This is a genomic window from Streptomyces spiramenti, assembly GCF_012034385.1.
In the GTDB taxonomy this organism is placed as follows: domain Bacteria; phylum Actinomycetota; class Actinomycetes; order Streptomycetales; family Streptomycetaceae; genus Streptomyces; species Streptomyces spiramenti.
The window spans coordinates 1-6,299 of sequence record NZ_JAAVJB010000260.1 but is presented as its reverse complement, the minus strand read 5'-3'; the positions used below and the strand labels follow the sequence as shown (position 1 = coordinate 6,299).

Here is a 6,299-nt window from a genome sequence, read left to right as displayed (position 1 = left end):
GCCGAGCGCGGGCAGGGCCCCGCCGCGCCGTCGCCACCGACGATCCCGCCGCCCCCTGCCGCGCCGCCGACTGCCACCGGCCCGTCCTCGCCCTCGGCCCGTCCGGTACCCGGCACCTCCCCCGCGCGGTCCGTGTCCGATGCCGCGCCCGACCACGGGACACCCGGCCCCGTGCCACTGCGGGGCCGCTCTGCCCCGCCACGGCGCGGCGGGGCCGTCCCGGGCCCCGGCAGGCGACCGTGCCCCCGGGGCGGGCGGCGCACCCGCTCCGACGGTGTACCGCCCGGGGCCCGCGCGGCGGAGGCACTGCTGCGCCAGGCCGACGTCGCCCTCTCGGAGGCGAAGCGGTCCGGTCGGCCCGGCGTGGAGGTCTACGACCGGTCGCGGGACCGCCACACCCCGGGGCGACTCGCGCTGCTGGGAGATCTCCGCGCCGCTCTGGAGAGCGGCCAGGTGCGCCTCCACTACCAGCCGAAGGTGCGGTTCGACGGCTCCGTCGCCGGGCTGGAGGCACTTGTGCGCTGGGACCACCCCGAGCGCGGCAGGGTCGCCCCGGACGAGTTCATCGCCGTCGCCGAGTCTTCCGGCCTCATGCCCCGACTGACCGACTACGTCCTGGAGACGGCGCTGGCGCAGGTCGCGCGGTGGCGGTCCGAAGGCATCGCCGTCCCCGTCGCCGTCAACGTCTCACCCCGCGACGTGCACACCCCCGGTTTCGCCGGGGCCGTCGCGGCGCGCCTCGCCCGCCACGGCGTTCCCGCGGGAGCGCTCCAACTGGAGATCACCGAGCACGTGCTGCTGGACGACCCGCAGCAGGCGGCGGACACCCTGGCGGGGCTCACCGGCCACGGCGTCCGGATGTCCCTCGACGACTTCGGCACCGGCTACTCCTCCCTCGTCCACCTGCGCCGCCTCCCGGTGAGCGAGCTGAAGATCGACCGTGCCTTCGTCGCCCGTCTCGCCGAGGACGGGGAGGACGCGGAGATCGTCCGCTGCACGGTGGAGCTCGCCCACTCCCTGGGGCTGGCGGTGGTCGCCGAGGGAGTCGAGGACGGCGAGACCTGGAACAGGCTCCGGGACCTCGGGTGCGACGCGGTCCAGGGCTGGCTGCTGTCACCGGCCATGCCCGCGGCGGAGACCACCAGTTGGCTCCGCGACCACCACACACCCGCCGCCCCCGCGTCCGGCGGGGTGTCCGTGGCCGCCGGCGAAACCGGGCCGGCCGTCGGACCGTGCCTCGGACCGGCCCCCGACCGGGCCGACCCCGCGCGCCCGTCCCCGTAGGACGACGAACCCGGTCCGCCGCCCGGCGGACCGGGTCGGGTCCGCAGGCGTGCGCGGGCCCGGTCGGGCACCCCATAGGATTGGAGGCTCAACCCAGCCCTCGACACAGCAATGAGGATCGCCGCATGCCTGGCATCACGCGCGAGGAGGTCGCCCACCTCGCTCGGCTGGCGCGTCTGGAGCTGTCCAGCGAAGAGCTCGACCACTTCGCCGGTCAACTCGACGACATCATCGGAGCGGTCGCAGCCGTCTCCGACGTCGCCGGAGAGGACGTCCCGCCGACCTCCCACCCGCTGCCGCTGACCAACGTCATGCGACCGGACGAGGTCCGTCCGAGTCTGCCCCCCGAGCAGGTGCTCTCGCAGGCGCCCGCAGCCGAGCAGCAGCGTTTCAAGGTGCCCCAGATCCTGGGGGAGGAGTGACCGCCATGACCGATCTGACCAGGCTCACCGCAGCCGAGACCGCCGCACGGATCGCCGCGGGCGAGCTCACCGCGGTCGAGGTGGCCGAGGCTCACCTGGCGCGCATCGAGGCCGTCGACGAGAAGGTCCACGCCTTCCTCCACGTCGACCGGGAGGGCGCCCTCGCCCAAGCCCGCGCCGTCGACGCCCGCCGCGAGGCCGGCGAGGAACTCGGCCCGCTGGCCGGCGTCCCCCTCGCCCTCAAGGACATCTTCACCACCGAGGGCGTGCCGACCACCGTCGGCTCCAAGATCCTCGAAGGCTGGATCCCGCCCTACGACGCCACCGTGACCCGGCGTCTGAAGGACGCGGGCGTGGTCATCCTCGGCAAGACCAACATGGACGAGTTCGCCATGGGGTCCTCCACCGAGAACAGCGCCTACGGCCCCACCGGGAACCCGTGGGACCTCACCCGCATCCCCGGCGGCTCCGGCGGCGGTTCCTCCGCCGCCATCGCCTCCTACCAGGCGCCGCTCGCCATCGGCACCGACACCGGCGGCTCCATCCGGCAGCCGGCCGCCGTCACCGGCACCGTCGGCGTCAAGCCGACCTACGGCGGGGTCTCGCGCTACGGCATGGTGGCCTTCTCGTCCTCGCTCGACCAGGGCGGCCCCTGCGCCCGCACCGTCCTCGACGCGGCGCTGCTCCACGAGGTCATCGCCGGTCACGACCCGCTGGACTCGACCTCCATCGACGCACCCGTGCCCGACGTGGTCGAGGCCGCCCGCAACGGCACCGTCGCCGGTCTGCGGGTCGGCGTCATCAGCGAGTTCCGCGGCGAGGGCTACCAGGCCGGGGTCATGCAGCGGTTCGACGAGACCGTCGAGCTCCTCCGCGAGCTGGGTGCCGAGGTCGTCGAGCTGTCGTGCCCGTCGTTCACCAAGGCGCTCGCGGCGTATTACCTCATCGCGCCCTCGGAGTGCTCCTCCAATCTCGCGCGCTTCGACGCGATGCGCTACGGCCTGCGCACCGGCGACGACGGCACCCGCTCCGCCGAGGAGGTCACCTCGCTGACCCGCGAGGCGGGCTTCGGCGACGAGGTCAAGCGCCGCATCATGCTGGGCACCTACGCGCTCTCCTCCGGCTACTACGACGCCTACTACGGCAGCGCGCAGAAGGTCCGCACCCTGATCACGCAGGACTTCGCGCGTGCCTTCGAGCAGGTCGACGTCGTGATCTCGCCGACCACGCCCACCACCGCCTTCCCCATCGGCGAGCGCGCCGACGACCCGATGGCGATGTACCTGGCCGACCTGTGCACCATCCCCTCCAACCTCGCCGGCAACGCGGCCATGTCGCTCCCGTGCGGCCTGGCTCCGGAGGACGGACTGCCCGTCGGTCTTCAGATCATCGCTCCGGCGATGGCCGATGACCGGTTGTACCGCGTGGGTGCGGCCGTCGAAGCCGCTTTCCTGGCACGGTGGGGGCATCCCATCCTGGAGGAGGCACCAGCCCTATGAGCAAGCCCAAGTCGAAGCTCGGCGTCTACATCTCCATCGGCACCTCGGTGTTCGGTGTGATCGGCATCGCCAAGCAGCTGCGCAGCGCCCGTGAGGACCACGACACGCTCCAGTTGGTCGACGGCATCGTCTCCGCTGCCGCCGTCATCACCGGTGTGGCGCTGCTCGGTCGCGAACTGCGCCGCATGAACGAGGACATTCACGATGTCCTCTCCGATTGACCCGCTCCGGGCGCGGGGCCCCCGTCACCGGCGGGCCGCCCACCCCCGCAGCCGAGAGGTACAACCCCGTGACAGTCATTGACCTGGTGTCGTACGAGGACGCGCTCGCGACCTACGACCCCGTCATGGGCCTTGAGGTCCATGTCGAGCTCGGCACCAAGACCAAGATGTTCTGCGCCTGCGCCACCGCGCTCGGCGCGGCGCCCAACAGCCAGACCTGCCCGGTCTGCCTCGGTCTGCCCGGCGCGCTGCCCGTCGTGAACGCGGTCGGTGTGGAGTCGGCGGTCCGTATCGGCCTCGCGCTGAACTGCGAGATCGCCACCTGGTGCCGCTTCGCCCGGAAGAACTACTTCTATCCGGACATGCCCAAGAACTTCCAGACCTCGCAGTACGACGAGCCGATCGCCTTCAACGGCTACCTCGACGTACAGCTGGAGGACGGCGAGATCTTCCGAGTGGAGATCGAGCGCGCCCACATGGAGGAGGACACCGGCAAGTCCACCCACGTGGGTGGCGCCACGGGTCGCATCCACGGCGCCTCGTACTCCCTGCTGGACTACAACCGCGCCGGTATCCCGCTGATCGAGATCGTCACCAAGCCGATCACCGGCGCGGGGGCCGCGCCCCCGAGATCGCCCGTGCCTACGTCGCGGAACTGCGCGAACTGATCCGTGCGCTCGGCGTCTCGGACGCCCGCATGGAGATGGGCCAGATGCGGTGCGACGTCAACCTGTCGCTCCGGCCCCACGGCACCGAGAAGTTCGGCACCCGCAGCGAGACCAAGAACGTCAACTCGCTGCGCAGCGTGGAGCGCGCCGCCCGTTTCGAGGTCCAGCGGCACGCGGCGGTCCTCTCCGGGGGCGGCACCATCGTGCAGGAGACGCGCCACTTCCACGAGGAGGACGGCAGCACCACCTCCGGCCGGGTCAAGGAGGAGGCGGAGGACTACCGCTACTTCCCCGAGCCCGACCTGGTGCCGGTCGCCCCCGCCCGCGACTGGGTGGAGGAACTCCGCGGCCGGCTCCCCGAGCTGCCCCGCGTGCGCCGCAACCGACTCCGGGAGGAGTGGGGCATCTCCGAGCACGAGATGCAGTCCGTCCTCAACGCGGGCGCCGTCGACGCGATCGTCGCCACGATCGACGCGGGGGCCACGCAGGCCGCCGCCCGCAAGTGGTGGATGGGCGAACTGGCCCGCCGCGCCAACGAGCAGGGCGTGGACCTGGTGACCCTCCCCATCACCCCGGTGCAGGTCGCCCGAGTCGCGGAGCTCGTCGCCGACGGGTCCCTCAACGACAAGCTGGCGCGGCAGGCGATCGAGGGCGTGCTCGCCGGCGAGGGCGAGCCGGACGCCGTCGTGGAGAGCCGCGGCCTGAAGATCGTGTCGGACGACGGCGCTCTCGGCAAGGCGGTCGACGACGCCATCGCCGACAACCCCGGCGTGGCCGACAAGATCCGGGGCGGGAAGGTCGCCGCCGCCGGCGCCCTGGTGGGCGCCGTCATGAAGGCCACCCGTGGCCAGGCCGACGCGGGCCGCGCCCGCGAGTTGATCCTGGAGCGCCTGGCTCCCGCCGAGTAGTCGGCCGTCCCGAGCCGCGATTCGGAACGACGCGACCGCGGCATGCCGCGGTCATCACGGCCCCGTGCGGCCCGCGCCCTCTACAGGGTGGCGCGGACCGCACGGGGCCGTCGTGGTTGCACGGCGCGGCCGGCGGCGCACGGGGGTCGATCCTGGCCGGGGCCGGTGAGCCGCGCGCTTCTCCGCGAATCGCTGTTCCGCGGTGGCGGTGGCGGTGGCGGTGGCGGTGGGAGTGGCAGTGGCGGTTGCGGTGGCGGTGGCGGTGGCGGCACTGGCAGGGCGGGCCGCTTCCCGCGGTTTCGTGCGCCGGCCGCGTGCGCCCCGCCGGGTCCGTCACCCGTCCGGCGCTCCGCCGGGTCGGCCACGACCTGCCGGAGCTGGGGAGCGGGTGGCATCCACCGCCGCACCCGGCACGGTGCCCCCGAAGCCGTGCCCTCGCCCCGCCGTTTCGCGCTGCTCCCGCAGCGCCTGGGGACTCCCGCGGCGTGCCGGGGCCGCGTCGAGACGTGCCGCGGTCGCTTCTCCCCCTCGCAGCCCGCCCCGTCCCGTACAGCCACCGGGTCCCGTTCCGCGTGGGTCGGGCCGACCGGCGGTGGCTGAGCGGGCAGGAGGGAGCCGGCGTCCGTCGGCCCCGAACCGGGGACGGAGTACCTAGACCCGGAGCTCCGATGCCTTAGCCACGGAGGGCTACTTAGGACGCCGGTCACCCGATGTCCCCGCGCTGGGCGCGGGGCCGGCCCGGCAGACCGCGCCCCGGTGCCCCGGGCGGGCCCGACAACGTCCCAGGACGCGGCATCCGCCCGATGTGGCCTCCCCTCCTCAGCGACCACGATGGAGCCATCACACGACGACACGACGGGAGCGCCGAGGCGGCCTCCACCCGAGACGAAGGAGCACCGATGCTCGAGTACCAGCTGCACCGGCAACACGTCCGCGACCTCACCGCCGAGATGGCCGAGGTCCGCAGCGCGCAGCGCGAGCGCCGCGAGCGCCGCGAGCGCCGTGCCGCAGCCGGCACCCGGACCGCGGCCCCCTCACCCACGGTCGAGCGCCCCGCACTCGCAGTCCCCGCCACCGACCGACTCCGCCGCGCCCTGCGCATCGCCTGACCACGGCGCAGCGGGCCGGTCGGCGCCCGAGGGTTCCGTCCGGACCACCGGCCGGGGCGGGGCGACGTCTGCTGCCGCGCCGTCCCGCGGGACGCTCCGCAGGGAACGCCGACGGCCAGGTGAGCCGCGTCGGCGGCTGCCCGGCACGGCCCGACCGCACGGGGCGGGGGCACGGGGCGGCCTTCCCC

4 protein-coding genes and 2 pseudogenes are annotated in these 6,299 nt (G+C 73.8%); all 6 read left to right on the top strand.

Translation table 11 applies throughout. From position 1 onward, the window contains the following. Positions 1–279 precede the first annotated feature (279 nt). Positions 280–1,284 (top strand): annotated as a pseudogene (locus HCJ92_RS21035) (putative bifunctional diguanylate cyclase/phosphodiesterase); the annotation flags it as partial. Between the two features lie 125 nt (positions 1,285–1,409). After that, positions 1,410–1,706, top strand: coding sequence for an Asp-tRNA(Asn)/Glu-tRNA(Gln) amidotransferase subunit GatC (gene gatC, locus HCJ92_RS21030; RefSeq protein WP_167935187.1), 297 nt, complete (start codon positions 1,410–1,412; stop codon positions 1,704–1,706). Between the two features lie 5 nt (positions 1,707–1,711). Beyond that, entirely contained in the window at positions 1,712–3,205 is a 1,494-nt protein-coding gene (gatA, locus tag HCJ92_RS21025) for an Asp-tRNA(Asn)/Glu-tRNA(Gln) amidotransferase subunit GatA (protein WP_167935186.1), read from the top strand. After that, the gene (locus HCJ92_RS21020) at positions 3,202–3,426 is read left to right on the top strand and encodes a hypothetical protein (protein ID WP_167935185.1); all 225 of its coding nucleotides are present in this window, start codon (positions 3,202–3,204) and stop codon (positions 3,424–3,426) included. The genes gatA and HCJ92_RS21020 overlap by 4 nt, the downstream gene beginning before the upstream one ends. A gap of 125 nt (positions 3,427–3,551) precedes the next feature. Next, positions 3,552–5,002, top strand: a pseudogene (gene gatB / locus HCJ92_RS21015) (Asp-tRNA(Asn)/Glu-tRNA(Gln) amidotransferase subunit GatB). Between the two features lie 899 nt (positions 5,003–5,901). Then, on the top strand, positions 5,902–6,111 hold the full coding sequence (locus tag HCJ92_RS21005; protein WP_167935184.1) for a hypothetical protein: 210 nt from the start codon (positions 5,902–5,904) through the stop codon (positions 6,109–6,111). Positions 6,112–6,299: the final 188 nt, after the last annotated feature.